Source organism: Kosakonia sp. WA-90 (assembly GCF_039871955.1).
Taxonomy (GTDB): Bacteria; Pseudomonadota; Gammaproteobacteria; order Enterobacterales; family Enterobacteriaceae; genus Kosakonia; species Kosakonia oryzendophytica.
The window spans coordinates 327,227-343,835 of sequence record NZ_JBDPLJ010000002.1 but is presented as its reverse complement, the minus strand read 5'-3'; the positions used below and the strand labels follow the sequence as shown (position 1 = coordinate 343,835).

Annotated in this window: 16 protein-coding genes; 6 read left to right on the top strand and 10 right to left on the bottom strand. The window is 57.5% G+C overall.

Annotated elements, in window-relative coordinates:
* The first annotated feature begins 12 nt into the window (after positions 1–12).
* Genes glpA through glpC form a run of 3 tightly spaced genes read left to right on the top strand, consistent with a single transcriptional unit; the run spans position 13 to position 4,068 of the window.
* Complete coding sequence (gene glpA, locus ABGA49_RS04870; RefSeq protein WP_347665208.1) at positions 13–1,635, top strand: anaerobic glycerol-3-phosphate dehydrogenase subunit A; 1,623 nt, start codon at positions 13–15, stop codon at positions 1,633–1,635.
* The gene (gene glpB / locus ABGA49_RS04865) at positions 1,625–2,881 is read left to right on the top strand and encodes a glycerol-3-phosphate dehydrogenase subunit GlpB (RefSeq protein ID WP_061493945.1); all 1,257 of its coding nucleotides are present in this window, start codon (positions 1,625–1,627) and stop codon (positions 2,879–2,881) included. The genes glpA and glpB overlap by 11 nt, the downstream gene beginning before the upstream one ends.
* Entirely contained in the window at positions 2,878–4,068 is a 1,191-nt protein-coding gene (glpC, locus tag ABGA49_RS04860) for an anaerobic glycerol-3-phosphate dehydrogenase subunit GlpC (protein ID WP_347665207.1), read from the top strand. The genes glpB and glpC overlap by 4 nt, the downstream gene beginning before the upstream one ends.
* Positions 4,069–4,105: 37 nt before the next feature.
* On the opposite strand, the gene ABGA49_RS04855 is transcribed toward glpC, so the two are convergent.
* Together ABGA49_RS04855 and ABGA49_RS04850 are read right to left on the bottom strand one after the other, a co-directional pair.
* A complete protein-coding gene (locus ABGA49_RS04855) occupies positions 4,106–5,305 on the bottom strand; it encodes a nicotinamide mononucleotide deamidase-related protein YfaY (RefSeq protein WP_088238111.1) in 1,200 nt (399 codons plus the stop codon).
* Positions 5,306–5,398: 93 nt separating this feature from the next.
* The gene (locus ABGA49_RS04850; protein WP_061499843.1) at positions 5,399–5,941 is read right to left on the bottom strand and encodes a YfaZ family outer membrane protein; all 543 of its coding nucleotides are present in this window, start codon (positions 5,939–5,941) and stop codon (positions 5,399–5,401) included.
* A gap of 173 nt (positions 5,942–6,114) precedes the next feature.
* Here ABGA49_RS04850 and nudI point away from each other — a divergent pair, with 173 nt between their 5' ends.
* Positions 6,115–6,540: a nucleoside triphosphatase NudI gene (gene nudI / locus ABGA49_RS04845; RefSeq protein ID WP_088238112.1), complete on the top strand. Its 426-nt coding sequence runs from the start codon at positions 6,115–6,117 to the stop codon at positions 6,538–6,540.
* A gap of 49 nt (positions 6,541–6,589) precedes the next feature.
* On the opposite strand, the gene menE is transcribed toward nudI, so the two are convergent.
* The 8 genes from menE to ABGA49_RS04805 all read right to left on the bottom strand — a co-directional run bounded on the left by menE (position 6,590) and on the right by ABGA49_RS04805 (position 14,495).
* Positions 6,590–7,957 (bottom strand): o-succinylbenzoate--CoA ligase, encoded by a 1,368-nt coding sequence (gene menE / locus ABGA49_RS04840; protein ID WP_347665206.1) that lies wholly within the window; start codon positions 7,955–7,957, stop codon positions 6,590–6,592.
* Complete coding sequence (gene menC, locus ABGA49_RS04835) at positions 7,954–8,919, bottom strand: o-succinylbenzoate synthase (RefSeq protein ID WP_088238114.1); 966 nt, start codon at positions 8,917–8,919, stop codon at positions 7,954–7,956. The genes menE and menC overlap by 4 nt, the downstream gene beginning before the upstream one ends.
* Positions 8,919–9,776: a 1,4-dihydroxy-2-naphthoyl-CoA synthase gene (gene menB, locus ABGA49_RS04830; protein WP_088238115.1), complete on the bottom strand. Its 858-nt coding sequence runs from the start codon at positions 9,774–9,776 to the stop codon at positions 8,919–8,921. The genes menC and menB overlap by 1 nt, the downstream gene beginning before the upstream one ends.
* On the bottom strand, positions 9,773–10,549 hold the full coding sequence (gene menH, locus ABGA49_RS04825) for a 2-succinyl-6-hydroxy-2,4-cyclohexadiene-1-carboxylate synthase (RefSeq protein WP_347665205.1): 777 nt from the start codon (positions 10,547–10,549) through the stop codon (positions 9,773–9,775). The genes menB and menH overlap by 4 nt, the downstream gene beginning before the upstream one ends.
* The gene (menD, locus tag ABGA49_RS04820; RefSeq protein ID WP_347665204.1) at positions 10,546–12,216 is read right to left on the bottom strand and encodes a 2-succinyl-5-enolpyruvyl-6-hydroxy-3-cyclohexene-1-carboxylic-acid synthase; all 1,671 of its coding nucleotides are present in this window, start codon (positions 12,214–12,216) and stop codon (positions 10,546–10,548) included. The genes menH and menD overlap by 4 nt, the downstream gene beginning before the upstream one ends.
* Before the next feature lie 86 nt (positions 12,217–12,302).
* The gene (menF, locus tag ABGA49_RS04815) at positions 12,303–13,583 is read right to left on the bottom strand and encodes an isochorismate synthase MenF (RefSeq protein WP_347665203.1); all 1,281 of its coding nucleotides are present in this window, start codon (positions 13,581–13,583) and stop codon (positions 12,303–12,305) included.
* Positions 13,584–13,670: 87 nt separating this feature from the next.
* Positions 13,671–13,976, bottom strand: a complete 306-nt coding sequence (gene elaB / locus ABGA49_RS04810; RefSeq protein ID WP_061493935.1) for a stress response protein ElaB — start codon at positions 13,974–13,976, stop codon at positions 13,671–13,673.
* Between the two features lie 57 nt (positions 13,977–14,033).
* Positions 14,034–14,495, bottom strand: coding sequence for a GNAT family N-acetyltransferase (locus ABGA49_RS04805; RefSeq protein ID WP_088238119.1), 462 nt, complete (start codon positions 14,493–14,495; stop codon positions 14,034–14,036).
* A 72-nt stretch (positions 14,496–14,567) separates the two neighbouring features.
* Between ABGA49_RS04805 and rbn the strand changes: the two genes are divergently transcribed.
* Positions 14,568–15,485, top strand: coding sequence for a ribonuclease BN (rbn, locus tag ABGA49_RS04800; protein WP_347665202.1), 918 nt, complete (start codon positions 14,568–14,570; stop codon positions 15,483–15,485).
* Between the two features lie 77 nt (positions 15,486–15,562).
* The gene (locus tag ABGA49_RS04795) at positions 15,563–16,588 is read left to right on the top strand and encodes a chemotaxis protein (RefSeq protein ID WP_061493932.1); all 1,026 of its coding nucleotides are present in this window, start codon (positions 15,563–15,565) and stop codon (positions 16,586–16,588) included.
* Positions 16,589–16,609 lie beyond the last annotated feature (21 nt).

Genomic DNA, 16,609 nt, shown 5'->3' with positions numbered 1-16,609 from the left:
AAGGACGCGAACATGCGCAACTCCAGTGACTACGATGTGATCATTATTGGCGGCGGCGCGACGGGCGCCGGCATCGCCCGCGATTGCGCCCTGCGCGGCCTGCGCGCAGTGCTGCTCGAGCGCCACGATATCGCCACCGGCGCGACCGGGCGCAACCATGGTTTGCTGCACAGCGGCGCACGCTATGCGGTGACCGACAATGAATCGGCGCGGGAGTGTATCGCCGAAAACCAGATCCTGAAACGCATTGCCCGCCACTGCATTGAACCCACCGATGGCCTGTTTATTACCCTGCCGGAAGATGATTTGGTGTATCAGGGTCAGTTTATCAACGCCTGCCTGCAGGCCGGTATTCCGGCGCAGGCTATTTCTCCGCAGGAAGCCCGGCGTATGGAACCCAGCGTTAACCCGACGCTGACTGGCGCGGTACGGGTGCCTGACGGTACGGTCGATCCGTTCCGCCTGACAGCGAGCAATATGCTGGATGCACGCGAACACGGCGCGAAGATCCTGACTGGACATGAGGTATGCGGACTTATCCGCAACGGTGAAACCGTCAGCGGCGTGCGCATCCGCCATGCCACCAGCGGTGAAACTCTGGAGCTTCATGCGCCTGTTGTGGTCAACGCCGCCGGGATCTGGGGACAGCGCATAGCAGAATATGCCGATCTGCGCATTCGCATGTTTCCGGCCAAAGGTGCGCTGTTAATACTCGACCACCGCATCAACCAGCACGTTATCAACCGCTGCCGGAAACCCGCCGATGCCGATATTCTGGTGCCGGGCGATACCATCTCGCTGATAGGCACCACCTCAACGCATATTGATTACAACGATATCGACAATACCCGCGTCACGCCGCAAGAGGTGGATATTCTGCTGCGCGAAGGGGAAAAACTCGCCCCCGTGATGGCACAAACACGCATTTTGCGCGCCTATGCCGGTGTACGTCCGCTGGTGGCCAGTGATGATGACCCCAGCGGGCGTAACGTCAGCCGGGGAATTGTACTGCTCGATCACGCACAGCGTGACGGGCTGGAAGGGTTTATCACCATTACCGGCGGCAAACTGATGACCTACCGCCTGATGGCGGAGTGGGCGACCGATGCAGTATGCCGCAAGCTCAATCACAGCGCTGTCTGCACCACCGCCAGCGCACCGCTGCCTGGCTCTAAAGAGCCCACAGAGCAGGCACTGCGAAAAATTATCTCGCTGCCCACACCGTTACGCGGTTCAGCGGTATATCGCCATGGCGACCGCACACCCGCCTGGCTTGGCAGCGACAGGCATAACCGCAGTCTGGTCTGCGAATGTGAAGCCGTGACCGCTGGCGAAGTGCAATATGCGGTAGAAAATCTGAATGTCCATTCGCTCCTCGATTTGCGCCGCCGTACCCGTGTGGGAATGGGCACCTGCCAGGGCGAGCTGTGCGCCTGTCGCGCCGCGGGGTTGCTTAACCGCCTGCATGTCACCACCGAGAGCGAGTCCCTGACGCAACTGGCGGATTTCCTCAATGAGCGCTGGAAAGGCGTGAAGCCCGTCGCCTGGGGCGATGCGCTGAGGGAAAGCGAGTTTACACGTTGGGTTTATCAGGGATTGTGCGGGCTGGAAAAGGAGACGGATGATGAGATTTGATACGGTTATTATCGGCGGCGGACTTGCCGGTCTGTTATGCGGTATTCGCCTGAGTGAAAACGGGCAGCGCTGTGCCATTGTCAGCCGCGGACAGAGCGCGCTGGGTTTCTCCTCCGGCTCTCTGGATCTGCTCTCCCATTTGCCAGATGGCCAGCCTGTTCGTGACCTGAACAGCGCCATCGCCCTGCTGGCGCAGCACCATCCCGCCCATCCCTATGCCCTGCTGGGCGCAGAACGCGTGCGTCACTATGCGCAGCAAACCCAAACGCTGCTGGCCGACTGCGGGCTGGCGTTACAGGGTGATGTCGATACGCCGCACCTGCGGGTTACCCCATTAGGTTCGTTTCGCCGGGCCTGGCTGAGCCCGGCGGAAGTGCCGCTAAAACCCGACGTCAGCCAGCGCACCGGCGTGATCGGCATCAGCGGTTTCCCGGACTTCCAGCCGCAGCTTGCCGCTGCCTCATTGCGTAAACGCGGCATCGACGCGCATGCAGAAGAAATAGAGTTGCCGGTGCTCGACACACTGCGTGATAACCCCAGTGAATTTCGTGCGGTGAACATTGCCCGCCACCTGGATGCACCGGAACACTTTGCCGCCCTCTATGACGCACTGCACCCGCTGAGTCAACAGTACGACGTGTTATACCTGCCCGCCTGTTTTGGTCTGACGGACAGCAGCGTATTTACGCAGCTTAACCAACAACTGGCGTGCCCGCTGCACTTACTGCCGACGCTGCCGCCATCGGTACCGGGCATGCGCATGCAATTTTTGCTGCAACAACGGTTTATCCACAGTGGCGGAAGCTGGATGCCCGGCGACGAAGTGCTCCACGCCGATATCCAGAATGACCGTGTTACGCAGTTGTGGACCCGCAAACATGAAGATATCCCGTTACGCGCACGCCATGTGGTGCTCGCCAGCGGCAGCTTTTTCAGTAATGGCTTGATCGCCGATCGTGACCGCGTGCGGGAAGCGGTGTTTGACCTGGATGTCCTGCAATGCGACAAACGCAGCGACTGGTATCGGGACGATATTTTCGAGACTCAACCGTGGCAACAATTTGGCGTACAAACCGACGCACAACTCCACGCCTTGCGTCAGGGAAAAGCCATCAACAATCTGTATGTTGTCGGTTCGGTGTTAGGCGGATTTGACGCCATCGCCCAGGGGTGTGGCGGGGGCGTTTGCGCCGTCACTGCACTGCATGCCGCACAGCAGATAGCCGCACAGGGAGGCGAACAATGAGCACCACCCAGTTTGAAAGCTGTATCAAATGCACGGTCTGCACCACCGTCTGCCCGGTCAGCCGGGTCAACCCTGCCTACCCCGGGCCGAAACAGGCAGGCCCGGATGGTGAACGGCTGCGTCTGAAAGATGCCGCACTGTATGACGAAGCGCTGAAGTATTGCACCAACTGCAAACGCTGTGAGACAGCCTGCCCGTCCGGTGTAAAAATTGGTGATATCATTCAGCGCGCCCGCGCGCAACATGCACCGAAACAGCTCTCAATCCGTAACGCGATCCTGAGCCACACCGACCTGATGGGGACACTTTCCACGCCCATGGCGCCGTTGGTCAACACAGCAACGTCGCTCAAACCGGTACGCCAGTTGCTGGATAAAGCGCTGAAAATTGATCACCACCGGACGCTGCCGAAGTACTCACACGGCACTTTCCGCCGCTGGTATCGCAGCGTTGCCGACAAGCAGCGCGCCTTTCCGCAACAGGTGGCGTTTTTCCACGGCTGCTACGTCAACTACAACCACCCGCAACTGGGTAAAGATTTGCTGCGGGTGCTGAACAATATGGGCATCGGCGTACAACTGCTGGAACGGGAAAAATGCTGCGGCGTCCCGCTGATCGCGAACGGCTTTTTCGACAAGGCCAAAAAACAGGCGCAATTTAACGTTACGTCACTGGAGCAGGCAATTGGCACACAAGGTTTACCGGTGATTGCCACATCGTCTACCTGCGCGTTTACGCTGCGTGATGAGTATCCACATCTGCTGGATATCGACAACAGCCATCTGCGCGCGCATATCGATTTAGCGACCCGGTGGATCTGGCGCATGCTGGATGAGGGGCGATCCCTGAGTCTGAAAACCACCCCGCTGAAAGTGGTGTATCACACGCCGTGCCATATGGAAAAAATGGGCTGGACGCACTACACATTGGATCTGTTACGCCGCATTCCGGGACTGGAGCTGACGGTACTGGATTCCCGCTGCTGCGGTATTGCCGGTACGTACGGGTTTAAAAGCGAAAACTACCCCACCTCTCAGGCCATTGGTGCGCCGCTGTTTGAACAAATCGAAGCCAGCGGCGCAGACCTGGTGGTGACGGATTGTGAAACCTGCAAATGGCAGATTGAGATGTCCACCAGCAAACGCTGCGAACACCCCATTACCCTGCTGGCGCAGGCCTTAATCTGATGTACCGAGGATACCGGGCTTGTGCCCGGTATCCTGTTTACTCGACATACAGCGACTCGACGACATTGATCCAGCCGTGATCGCTGGCGATGTCTTTGCCCTCAAGCCAGCGGCGCAGGATGTTCAGTGCCATCATGGCGCACACTTCCTGGCGAACCTCCAGCCCGTGACGGTTGGTGTTGAACTTCACGCGCAACGCGCGCGTACCGTCCGGTGTCGCCAGTGCAAAATTCAGGTGATCGTCTTCAAGCCCGGTGACGGTCAACGCCAGTCCGGCAAGATGGCGGTTGCGCAGCTCCGTCGTCCAGCGTGCGCTTTGTGCCAGCTCTTCCGCCTGTGAGGGCAACACTTCGCTGACCAGCAGCGGTGCCCCCGCGCGGGAAAGTTGTAACGCCACCAGCCCGCTGGTGAACTGTTCGCTCAGAGTCAGGCTCAACTGGCGCTCGCGCAGGCGCGCAGCAAGTACCGCCGGCAAACCGACTGTTCCTTCAAAAATAAGGCTCTCGCCCGCCACGCGTTTAACGTCCGGCCACACCGCTTCCATTGCCGCACGGTGCTCCGCCGGGCCGGTCAGTTTCAGCTCGATGATCGGCATGGATGAGCGATACCCCATTACAACGCCCGGTGGCAGTTCGAGGTGCGCCAGGCTTTGTGCCAGATCGCTTTCCGAACGACCGAAGGTGGTCAAACGCAGGCATACCGGCGGCTCCGGCAGTGTAAACCGTGCGCGCAGGCGCGGCAGGATTTCGCGTTCAACCATAACTTTAAATTCAGAGGGCACGCCCGGGGTAAAGAACATCAGGCAACGGTTCAGTTGGATGGCAAAGCCGCAGGCAGTACCCACAGGGTTATCCACCAGCTCCGCGCTGGCCGGAATTTCTGCCTGTTTACGGTTGCTCGGCGCCATAACGCGGCCGCGCTCGTTAAAAAAGCGCTCCATGTGCGTCAGCCACGCGTCATGCAGCACTAATGATTCGCCCTTTGCGGTCGCCGCCGCCAGTGCGCTCAGATCATCACTGGTTGGCCCCAACCCGCCATTGACGATCAGCACATCCGCATGCTCACTACGTTCGCGCAGAATGGCGACCAAATCTTCGAGGTTATCGCCTACCGTGTTACGGCGCGTTAACGGCAATCCCTGATTAAAGAAAAAATCCGCCAGCCACGCGGCATTGGTGTCCACAATCTGCCCGTGTAGTACTTCATCGCCGGTAGACAGCATCTCTACGTTTAACATCATTAACTCCTGTAATAGAGGTTGAAACACTATAGCGCATGCGTAGAGCGAAAGAGGAAAGAAACGGGCGCGGACGAACGCCGCGCCGGGAGATTAGAAGCTCGCGCTCACACCCACATAAGGACCATCGGCAACGGCGTTATCACGACGCCCTTCTTTGCCGGTCATGTCGATGTAACGATAACCCGCTTCCACGGTCAGCGGACGCATAATGGTGTAGCGCGCGCCTGCGTTGGCTTCCTGGTACTCTTTAACGCCGCTGGAGAGCGAATCCGGTGAGTAGTAATACTCGCCAAAGATGCTGAAGCTGCTGGCAATTTGCCATTGCAGACCACCGCCCACCGCGATAGCGTAGCCTTCGCTACCTGCGTTCGGGTTCAGGTAAACGCCTTTGCCGCCCACGGTGCCGAGGAACGGACCCAGCGGAATGTTGTACCCCAGCCCCAGACCGGCAATGTCGCCATCGTCTTCGCTGTGCGCCCAGTTACCACTGACTGCAATACCACTTGTTTCAGTACCAAAACCAAAGCCCAGATTGGTGTAATCCTTACCAATCTGACCGCTCAGGCTAACAGCCTGCGCGCCGGCCGATACCAGCAACAGGCTGGCTAAACCTAATAAAGCAACGTTTTTCATTTCTGATTTTTTCCGCACATAACGGGCCAATGCCCAAAAGCTCCTGATTGTACGCCTATTTTTATGCCAGAAGAATGAATAAAAAAAGCCTGAACTATAGCCAGCGTCAATTTTTCTTCGCTCTCTGATGCTATAACAATCAACACGGAATCAATGACTCTTAAGGAAAAGCCATGCGACAACGGACAATCGTCTGCCCTCTTATTCAGAACGACGGTGCTTACCTGTTATGCAAAATGGCCAATGACCGGGGCGTTTTTCCTGGCCAGTGGGCCTTATCTGGCGGCGGTGTTGAACCGGGAGAGCGGATCGAAGAGGCGCTGCGCCGTGAGATTCGCGAAGAGCTGGGCGATAAACTGCAACTGAGCCAGATAACACCGTGGACATTTCGCGACGATGTGCGGCTAAAAACCTACCCCGATGGCAGCACAGAACAAATCTATATGATTTACCTGATCTTTGATTGCGTGAGCGCTAACCGTGAAATTGAAATTAATGAAGAGTTTCAGGCTTACGCCTGGGTCGCACCGGCGGATCTGCATCGCTATGACCTGAATGAGGCAACCCGCTTGACGCTGAAGATGAAAGGGTTACTTTAATCCTGTGCCAGATGGCAGGCCGCAACCTGCAAGTCTGCCCTGGCCTTATTCAGCCCTTCAACCTGGCATTGACCCACTGCTGTAATGCCCGTCGGGAGATTTTAATCCCGCCATTTTTAAGCGCTTCTGGCAACGCCAGCCAGTGAACCGGCTGCTGGAACCGGGCCAGTTTATCCGCTACCCAGCCAGCAAACTGGCTGATATCGGTGTCGTCGTCACACTCCACGACCGCAACCGGGCGCTGACCGAACTCGGCATCCTCCACTGGCACCACCAGCACCTGCCGTACCCCGGCGTGGGTGGCAATCACCCGCTCCACCTCTTCCGGTTGAATGCCTTCACCGCCGCTGAAAAAGAGGTTATCGAGCCGACCCAGAATGGTCAGACGACCCGCTTTCAGCGCACCGCGATCGCGAGTCGCAAACCAGCCTTCGTGATTAGCGAGCGGCAACAGCTCCCCGTTGCACCAGTAACCTGCCGCCATACTCTCAGCCCGCAACCACACTTCATCATCAACAATTTTCACTTGCCGCCCCGGCAAGGCCTCGCCCACATCCGGTGCGCCGTCGGCCTCTTTCGCGCAGACGGTAGAGGCAAATTCAGTCAGGCCGTAGCCGCACCAGCTACGGATCCCCCGTTCGCGCGCCTGCTGCGTCAGCGCAACCGGAATGGCGGCACCGCCGAGCAGAACGGCTTTCAGCGCCACTGGCGCGTTGTCATTCAATAAACGCCACAGCTGTGTCGGAACCAGTGAGGCATGCGTGCAACCGACCAGTGCCTGCGCCAGCGGCAATTTGTCGCGCACGGTAATACGCGCCCCGGCCAACAACCAGCGCCACAAAATGCCCTGCCCGGACACATGAAACAGCGGCAACGAGAGTAGCCAGTCATCTTCAGGTGCAAAGGGGATCAGCGAGAGTACGCCTTCAGCACTGGCAAGATGCGCGGCGCAGGTATGTACCGCCGCTTTCGGTAAACCTGTCGAACCGGATGTCAGCGTCATCGACGCCAGCCGCTGCGGCTGCCACGCTACAGCGTACTCCCCCTCCGCCGTATGCTGAACCAGCGCGGTCAGCTCGCTCACCGCCTCCTGTCCATCCACATCAAGGATAAACCGCAGCGTTAACTGCGGTAACAGCGTGGCCAGCAATGGCGCGGGAAGCTGAGGGTTGACCGGCAACACCCGCGCGCCACACTGCAATAACGCCAGCCAGGCCAGTAAGGTATGCGGATGATTGCGGGCGCGCAGCATCACGCCGTCGCCCTCTTTCACCCCCTGACGGGCAAAACCGCTGGCCAGCGCATCCACACGAGCGCACAACGCGCGCCAGGTCAGGGTTTGCTGGTTAAGCCGGATTGCCACCTGCTCACCGCGCGTACTGCGCCAGTGCCGCCAGGGCCAATCAATAAACATCATAATAACGGTTCCAGTACATCCATCTGCAAGCAGGGCAAATCACTGTCCGGCCAGCGGCGCAGCAGCTGCGCTTTCATCAAATGCAGCGTATCCAGCCCCGGAAGGGTCCCTGGCGTGAGCCAGGCGGCGATACGCGCCAGTTGCGTCAGACCAAGACTCGATTCGATCGAAGAACTGATCACCACCGTCAACCCGAGCGCTTTCGCCGCAGCCACCTGCTGCTGTACTTTCTGCAAACTGCCGGTGAGCGTCGGCTTGATCACCACAGCCCCGACACCTTCCTGCGCTTCAAAACGAAAATCCTCATCACGCAGGCTTTCATCCCAGGCAATGGTGATCCCCGTCTCGCGGGCAAAGGCCAGTGAATCCTCACGGGTTTTACACGGTTCTTCAAGAAATGCGATACGCGAGCGGTAGTCCGGATTCACATATTTCGCGAACTGCTGCGCTTTCAATGGCGTCCAGGCACGGTTGGCATCCAGCCGCAAATGCAAATCGTCAATCGACTCCAGCAGCAGGTTAACAACCATACCGTCACGTACCGCCTCATATAATCCGACCTTCACTTTCGCCACTTTCTCGCCGGGCAACGCAGCGAGTGTGGCAAACAGATCGTCCGGATCGCCTGCGCACAGCATCGCCGCGCGGTAATCCGCTGCTTGCGGCAGGGTGTTTTGCAGCTCCGCCAGTGCGCAACTGAGGCCAAAGGCCGCCGAAGGCAGTTCCGGCAACGGCAATAACTGCCCCTCAGACCAGGCGCGGGCCCAGGCGACAACAGCCTGCTGCGCCTCATCCAGCGTTTCCTGACTAAAGCCCGGCAGAGGGGAAATCTCCCCCCATCCTTCACATCCTGCGTCCTGCAAATGGACAAACAGGCCGTCGCGGGTTTTTAGCCGCCGATCCCGCAACACCACGCCCGCGTCGAGGGGGAGCTGCCAGCGGTAAACCTGCGCCTGGCGCATTATGGATTCCGTTTGAATTTACTGAAGTCAGGCTGGCGTTTCTGGTTAAACGCGTTGCGACCTTCCTGCCCTTCTTCAGTCATATAGAACAGCATGGTGGCGTTACCGGCCAGCTCCTGCAGCCCGGCCTGGCCATCGCAGTCCGCATTCAGAGCCGCTTTCAGGCAGCGCAGCGCCATCGGGCTGTTTTGCAGCATTTCACGGCACCAGCGAACGGTCTCTTTTTCCAGTTCGGCAACCGGCACAACGGTGTTAACGAGCCCCATATCCAGCGCCTGCTGCGCATCGTATTGACGGCACAGGAACCAGATTTCGCGGGCCTTTTTCTGCCCGACGATGCGCGCCATATAAGACGCACCCCAGCCGCCATCAAACGATCCGACTTTCGGGCCAGTCTGGCCAAAGATAGCGTTTTCCGCGGCAATGGTCAGATCGCACATCATATGCAGTACATGACCACCGCCAATGGAATAACCCGCAACCATGGCAACAACCGGTTTCGGACAGGTGCGGATCTGGCGCTGGAAGTCGAGCACGTTGAGATGGTGTACACCGGAGTCATCCTGATAGCCGCCGTAATCACCGCGCACTTTTTGATCGCCGCCCGCGCAGAAGGCTTTCTCGCCTTCCCCGGTGAGAATGATCACCCCGATGTTGTCGTCGTAACGGGCATCAGACAGCGCCTGGATCATCTCTTTCACCGTCAGCGGGCGGAATGCGTTACGCACCTGCGGGCGGTTAATGGTGATTTTGGCGATGCCGTCAGCAGACTTGTGGTAACGAATATCCGTGTAGCCTTCGGAACAGTCACGCCATTCAACCGGCGCGTAGAGCATGCTTTCTTCTGGGTAGATCATAGTGTGTCCTTTATCTCAAGACGCAGAATTCGCGCCAGGACAGCGGCAACACCCACGGGATTCTCCCGGTGCGCGTTGTGCCCGGCGGCAGGAATGGCGTGACAGTGGCGGGTGACTTGCGTCGCCAGCGCGCAAAATTTACTGTCGAATTCACCGTATAAATAATGAACTGAAAAAGGTAACGCGTGCAGCGCAGCCCGCAAATCAGGCTGGCAAGCCAGCGATGTCGCCTCCAGCATAGCGGCAAGCGATGCACCGTTGTTCTGACGCCGTAACGCGACTAACGCTGCGCGCTGCGAGGTATCCAGCGACGCAAAAACCGGCTGGCGGTACCAGGCGTCAAATACCTCATCCAGTGGCTGTTGGCGAAAACGCGCGGCCCAATGCGCATCGGAGAGCTGGCGTTCTGTACGGGCAGCATCATCGGTCAGGCCAGGATGCCCCCCCTCGACCACCACCCCCTGTAGCCCGGTCGGGTACTGGCACGCGTGGTACATCGCCACGCGCGCGCCCAGCGAATACCCCACCAGCCAGTAGTGAGGTATGTTGTAACGCGTCAGTGTCGCCCGCAAGCAGGCATCCATCTCCACAAATGAGGTCACGGCGGTCTCCGCCGAGCCACCATGACCGGGTAAATCAAGGTACAGACGGGGAAAATCTGTGAGTGTCTCGCCGACGGTCTGCCATTCACGGTGATCGCCGGAAAAACCGTGCAAAAACACCAGCCATGGCTGCTGCTGCCGACCGGTTACCGTCTGCCCGTGTAAAATCACAGGTGGCTCACCTGCGCCAGCAAGTTTTGCAAGGTCTGCGCACCGTCGGTCTCTTTCACCACCAGCTCAATCAGTGTCGCCCCGGCCTTGCTCCACGCGCCAGCAAAAGCCTGATCCAGTGCATCCCAGTTTTCCGGGCGATGATAATTCAGGCCAAACATGGCAGCAGCATGTGCAAAATCAACATGTTGCGGCATCAGATAGAATTGCTCTCGCTCCGCCGGAGGCGTAGGCAGCAACGAAAAAATTTGCCCGCCGTTATTGTTCACTACCACCAGCACAAAGGGGGCGGAAACCTGCCGCAGTAACGCCAGAGCGTTAAGATCATAGAGCGCGGAAAGATCACCAACGATCGCCAGCGTCGGTCGGGCACTGGCACGCTGCACACCTGCCGCTGTGGAGAGCAAACCATCAATGCCGCTCGCGCCACGGTTGCTGTAGACCGGATAACCTGCCGGAAGCTGCCCCAGCGCATCCACCAGCCGCACGACCAGGCTGTTGCCGAGGAAAACCTGCCCCTGTTCCGGCAAATACGCCGTAATACGGTGCGCAAACTGGGCTTCGCCAAACGTGTCCCGCTGCGCGCTCACCCGCTCCCACGCTTGCGAAGAAAGCTGTTCAACCGCGCTGTACCAGGGCGCGCGCGGCTCCGCCGGGTGTTGTTCCAGCCACCCGGCCACATCCGATACCAACCGACGGCCACGATGATGAGCAGGATCAAGCCGCCCAGGCTGCGAGTCAATCAACCAGTACTCTTGCGGCTCGCACACCGCCTGCCATTGCAGAAGACGTTTACCGGTCAGGCTGCTGCCAAATTGCAGGATAATCTGTGCCTGGTTCAGTTCGGTGACTGCCCGGGCGTTGCCGAGCCATAAGTCGGCGCAGGGCAATGGCTGCCCGGTTTGCGACAGCGCATCGCCAATCAGCGGCCAGCCAAGTGTTTTCGCCCAATGTGCAAGTTGCTGACCTTCAGCGGCGCTCATACGCCCGGCGATGATCACGCCGCGCTTTTGCCGCCAGAAAAACCAGTCGCGCTGCTTTTCGCACTGCAACCGCGCAGGGGCTTGCAACCAGGGTTTGTCATCCTGCCACCACGCCCCGAGCGCTTGCAGCCACGGCAGATCGTTCTCATCCATGTCGCCATACAGCGGCTCAGCAAAAGGGCAGTTGATATGCACTGCACCACCGTGCAATGACCCCAGCAGATTATCAATAGCAGAAACCAACCAGCGCGCCGGAATATCCTGAGACGGACGCGGCAACGCCAGCGATTCCGTAGGATGCGAGGCAAACATGCCCGGCTGGCGGATAGCCTGATTCGCGCCGCAATCAATCAGCTCAGGGGGACGGTCAGCCGTGAGCAAAATCAGTTTTTCCCCGGTCAGCCCGGCTTCAATCAACGCAGGATAGAGATTTGCCACCGCCGTGCCGGATGTAACAATGACGGCCACTGGTTGCTTACTGGCTTTCGCCAGCCCTAACGCCAGGTGACCCAAACCACGCTCATCAAAATGGGTGTGATGGATAAAGGCGCGGTTTTCCGCAGCGGCCAGCGTTAAGGGTGTGGAGCGGGAGCCAGGGGCGATGCACACATGCCTGACGCCGTGACGAGTGAGGGCTTCGAGGATCACCGTCGCCCAGCGTCGGTTAAAGGAGCTTATAGACATGAGTTTGTCCGGTATCAATATTGCGACTTAGTATAAATAATCGAAAACCGCGTGTTTTTGATATGCGTCGGTTATGTGTGCGTAAGTCATAATAACGAGCGCAAACCTGCCGCTTTATTTTCGATTTCCTGCCACTCTTGCTCCGCATCAGAACCCGGCACAATGCCAGCCCCGGCATAAAGACGGACAGTGTTACCGTTGATTTTCGCCGAACGCAGCGCCACGCAAAATTCACTCTGCGCACGGGATAAATAGCCTGCGGAGCCGGCATACCATTCGCGCTCGAACGGCTCATGCTGTTGAATAAACGCCCAGGCTTCGCGACGCGGCAGCCCGGCGACAGCCGCCGTGGGTTGCAGCAACTGTAAGCACAGCGCATCATCCGGCGTTTGCAAATCGGTCCAGATACAGCGGCGTAAATGCTGCACCTTACGCAGCCGGATCACCTGCGGCGGTAATACCTCCAACGCGCCGGTTTCCCGTTGCAGGCGCTGGCAGATATCCTCCACGACCAGCATGTTTTCCCGCTGGTTTTTATCATCACTCATCAGCCAGTCGGCAAGACGCTGCGCCTGCTGGTCATCTTCATGACTGGCGACGGTACCCGCCAGCGCTTCGGTGCGCAACGCCGTACCGCGCCGCCGCCACAACCGCTCAGGCGAGGAGCCTAAAAAAGCCTGTTGTGCATCGAAGGCAAACAAAAAGTGAAAGCAGTGGTGGTTGAGGCGGCGACTGGCGGCCATCAGCGAGGCGGCATGCACAGCGTTGGAGAACGCGTAATCCGTTGCTCTGGCAAGGACCACTTTATCCAGCTCCGTTTTGTCGAGCGCACGAAGCGCCTGCGCCATCAGCGTCTCCCAGCCTTCGCGATCCGGAACATGTCGCTGTTCAACGCACACCTGTTGCGCACTCGCCAACGGTTTAAACGCCGTCAGCGTTTGCAGAAAATCCGCCGCGTGCACAGCATCATCATGCAAGGAGTGCTCGCTCAACAGATAGAGGCGTAATATCGCCTGCCCGCCTTCCCGTCGCCATTCCAGGCGCGGCAAAAACAGTGCGCCCTGCTGCAGATTAAACGCGTTCAGCCCCCATGCGCGAACATCATCAGGGCATTGCTGTAAAAACTGCTGTGCAAGGGGTAATGAAGCAAAGTGGCGCAGCGCGCCAAGCGCGGCGGCTTCATCTTCGCCGCTACGCTGCTGCCAGTAAAACTGGGGGTAGACGGGCTGGCTGGCAAGCCAGGCAAGGGGATCGAACGCGTCATTTAACGGGAAAGGGGCATCAAAAAAGCAAAAACCGGGCGAATGGGGTAAATCGTCAGCCAGGCGGTTGTGCAGATGCTCCAGCGCAGAGGAAATGGAATACACGCGAACCCCTCCCTGTTAAAAACCACATAGTATACAAGGTACTTAGGGTAAGAGAAGTACCTCTTTCCAGGGAGGGGACGTGAGGTGTTAGCGGCGAGCTAACAGCAGCCCCAGCACCAGGCCGACAGCTGCACCTACACCAACGCCCTGCCACGGTTTTTCGTGCACGTAGTCGTCGGCGCGATAGACCGCTTTTTTGGCGCGGTAGTAGTAGGTGTCCGACGCGCTACTGACGCGGTTTTTCACCTCATTCAGCGCCTGTTCGGCACGGGCTTTAAGCTCGATATACTTCTGGTCAGCAGGGTCACCCGAGGAGCGGAGTACTTCTTCCAGCGTTTCGCTCAGCAGGGTCAGGTCGTCATCGATACGTGAATCATAAGAATGATATGACATCTCTTTTCTCCATGTTATGCACCTGTTTGCCCGCTAACTATAGACAATAGCCGCCGGTTACGCCTGACCTACCTCCCGCGCCATGCCGATGTGCAAAATACCATCTTCGTCATACACGTCGGTCACCGGCTGAAAACCAAAATGGCCATAGAAAGATTGCAGATGCGCCTGTGCACCCAGGTATAACGCGTGCTGCGGCCAGTTTTGCATACAGGAAAGTATCGCCCTTTCCATTAACTGGTAGCCCAGTTTTTCGCCGCGAACCTGCGCACTGACAATCACCCGTCCGATAACCACCGGCGACAGATCATCGTCACTTTTCAGAATCCTCGCATACGCCACCAGTTGGTCACCTTTCCAGCCGAGGATATGGCGGTTCTCTCCTACCAGATCGTCCCCGTCGATATCCAGGTAGGGACACGTCTGCTCAACAACAAACACTTCGCAGCGCAGTTTCAGCAGCGCATAGAGTTCTGCAACGGTTAATGCCGAATGGTGAAGGTCCTGCCAGCGGATCATATTCTGCTCCTTATTTATCATCACCTCGTTATACTAAATTTTTTTACATTCCGGCAAAGGACACGGCGTATTGTGGAATTGATTTTTTTAGGCACCTCGGCGGGCGTCCCCACGCGGGGGCGTAATGTCACCTCGCTGCTACTGAACTTGCAGCATCCCACGCGTGCGGGCCTGTGGATGTTCGACTGTGGTGAAGGCACGCAGCACCAGATGCTACGCACCGCTTTTCATCCTGGCAAACTGGATAACATTTTTATCAGCCATTTGCATGGTGACCATCTTTTTGGCCTGCCAGGGCTATTGTGTAGCCGCTCGATGGCGGGCAATGTCCAACCGTTACAGATCTATGGGCCAAAAGGGATCCGAGAGTTTGTCGAGACCGCGCTGCGTCTGAGCGGTTCGTGGACAGACTACCCGTTAACCATCGAAGAGATCAGGCCAGGTCTGGTAGTGGATGACGGGCTTCGCAGCGTAACGGCTTACCCGCTTGCGCACCCGGTGGAGTGTTATGGCTTCCGCGTTGAAGAGCACGATAAACCCGGTGCATTAAATGCACAGGCACTTGCCGAACAAGGCATTATGCCCGGTCCGCTGTTCCAGCGACTGAAAGCTGGCGAAACGATCACGCTGGAAGATGGGCGTAGTATTAATGGCGCCGATTATCTGGCACCGGCAACCAGAGGCAAAAAACTGGCGATATTCGGTGATACGTCGCCCTGCGAGGCGTCACTGGCGCTGGCACAAGGGGTGGATCTTATCGTGCATGAAGCAACACTTGAGAGCGCGATGGAAGAGAAAGCCAATAGCCGGGGTCACAGCTCAACGCGCCAGGCTGCGCAACTTGCTGCAGATGCAGGTGCGGGTCGTCTGGTGATTACCCATCTCAGTTCACGCTATGATGAGCGTGGCAGTCTGGCATTACTGGCAGAATGCCGAACAATATTTGCGCAAACGGTACTTGCAGAAGATTTTCTGGTTGTTCGTCTATGATGTGATATTGAGCACTCTATTTTTCCCTTAAGGTGCCGATAACAGTTTACACGCAGGCATTACTTATTGAGGGCATGATGGATAACTTCCAGAAAGACATCGATGACAGGGCGAATCTTACTCTGTCGAACCGGTTTGAACTGTTGCTGTTTCGCCTTGGCACATCGTTAGATGCCGCTAAATCCGAGCTGTTTGGCATTAACGTTTTTAAATTGCGCGAAATCGTTCCGATGCCCACCTTTACCCGTCCTGCGGGAATGAAGCCGCCATTGCTTGGTATGGTCAATATCCGCGATCAGGTGATCCCGGTGATTGACCTCGCCGCAGTGGCCGGGTGTAAGCCAGCAACAGGTCTCAATATTCTGCTGATCACCGAATATGCCCGTAGCGTGCAGGCATTTGCGGTGGAATCCGTAGAGAATATCATTCGCCTGGACTGGAAACAGGTTCACACCGCAGAGAAAGCGATCAATGGTCGCTATATCACCAGTATTGCCTGCCTGGATGAAGATAAGGACACCAACAACCTTGCAATGGTGCTGGATGTTGAGCAGATCCTGTATGACATTGTGCCTGCGGATCATGACGTACACGGCGATCACGTGCCGGATAAAAAATTCAACCTTAAACCGGGTTCGGTGGCTATCGTGGCAGAAGACTCCAAAGTGGCGCGCGCCATGCTGGAAAAAGGTCTCAACGCGATGCAAATTCCGAACGCTATGCATATCACCGGTAAAGATGCCTGGGAGAAAATCCAGGTCATGGCACAGCAAGCGGAATCAGAAGGCGTGCCGGTAAGTGACAAAATTTCGATGGTATTGACCGACCTCGAAATGCCGGAGATGGATGGCTTCACCTTAACGCGTCTGATTAAAACCGACCCGCGTCTGAAGAACATTCCGGTGGTGATCCACTCATCACTCTCCGGCAGCGCCAACGAAGATCACGTCCGCAAAGTTCAGGCGGATGGCTACGTCGCGAAGTTCGAAATTAACGAACTTTCCGCTGTGATTCAGGAAGTGCTCGACCGCGCGGCAAATAATATTCGCGGCCCGTTGATTAGCCACCATCAGATTGCCTCAACACCGTTGCTGGCGAAGTAACCTTCCCGACATCGTTATTGA

What these genes read in the sequence shown, in the direction of transcription:
- ABGA49_RS04795 (WP_061493932.1), top strand. Translation starts at nt 15,563, where the DNA reads ATGGATAACTTCCAGAAAGACATCGATGACAGGGCGAATCTTACTCTG.
- ABGA49_RS04855 (WP_088238111.1), bottom strand. Translation starts at nt 5,305, where the DNA reads ATGTTAAACGTAGAGATGCTGTCTACCGGCGATGAAGTACTACACGGG.
- nudI (WP_088238112.1), top strand. Translation starts at nt 6,115, where the DNA reads ATGCGACAACGGACAATCGTCTGCCCTCTTATTCAGAACGACGGTGCT.
- ABGA49_RS04850 (WP_061499843.1), bottom strand. Translation starts at nt 5,941, where the DNA reads ATGAAAAACGTTGCTTTATTAGGTTTAGCCAGCCTGTTGCTGGTATCG.
- glpA (WP_347665208.1), top strand. Translation starts at nt 13, where the DNA reads ATGCGCAACTCCAGTGACTACGATGTGATCATTATTGGCGGCGGCGCG.
- glpB (WP_061493945.1), top strand. Translation starts at nt 1,625, where the DNA reads ATGAGATTTGATACGGTTATTATCGGCGGCGGACTTGCCGGTCTGTTA.
- elaB (WP_061493935.1), bottom strand. Translation starts at nt 13,976, where the DNA reads ATGTCATATCATTCTTATGATTCACGTATCGATGACGACCTGACCCTG.
- menB (WP_088238115.1), bottom strand. Translation starts at nt 9,776, where the DNA reads ATGATCTACCCAGAAGAAAGCATGCTCTACGCGCCGGTTGAATGGCGT.
- menD (WP_347665204.1), bottom strand. Translation starts at nt 12,216, where the DNA reads ATGTCTATAAGCTCCTTTAACCGACGCTGGGCGACGGTGATCCTCGAA.
- menC (WP_088238114.1), bottom strand. Translation starts at nt 8,919, where the DNA reads ATGCGCCAGGCGCAGGTTTACCGCTGGCAGCTCCCCCTCGACGCGGGC.
- menE (WP_347665206.1), bottom strand. Translation starts at nt 7,957, where the DNA reads ATGATGTTTATTGATTGGCCCTGGCGGCACTGGCGCAGTACGCGCGGT.
- glpC (WP_347665207.1), top strand. Translation starts at nt 2,878, where the DNA reads ATGAGCACCACCCAGTTTGAAAGCTGTATCAAATGCACGGTCTGCACC.
- ABGA49_RS04805 (WP_088238119.1), bottom strand. Translation starts at nt 14,495, where the DNA reads ATGATCCGCTGGCAGGACCTTCACCATTCGGCATTAACCGTTGCAGAA.